Below are 251 nucleotides of genomic sequence, written 5' to 3'. Positions count from 1 at the left end.
GACAGCGTATGCGCCGACACATTGACGCCGCCGCACAACCACCAATACGCAACGTCCGTACGCAGCCTCGCCGCAATGGCGTGAGCGCTGGAGAGGCCCTCCATCTGCCCGTACACCCACAGCGCTAAGCCATCCGGGGTAAATCTTTGCCTAGGGAGGTAGCATCCACCGCTGCCCTGCAGGAGGGCAGGAGGAGCGGTGGATGAGCCGAAGCGGCAACCACCTCAAAGTGACGGTGCCACAGCGCCGAG

Annotated in this window: 1 pseudogene; it reads right to left on the bottom strand. The window is 64.1% G+C overall.

The annotated features are described in order from the left end of the window. Window positions 1-128, bottom strand: a pseudogene (locus tag D7Y11_RS43105) (IS5/IS1182 family transposase); the annotation flags it as partial. Window positions 129-251: the final 123 nt, after the last annotated feature.

This window comes from Corallococcus sp. AB018, assembly GCF_003986945.1.
GTDB classification, from domain to species: domain Bacteria; phylum Myxococcota; class Myxococcia; order Myxococcales; family Myxococcaceae; genus Corallococcus; species Corallococcus exiguus.
Note: the sequence above shows the minus strand (reverse complement) of the source record. Positions and strands in the feature narration are given on the sequence as shown.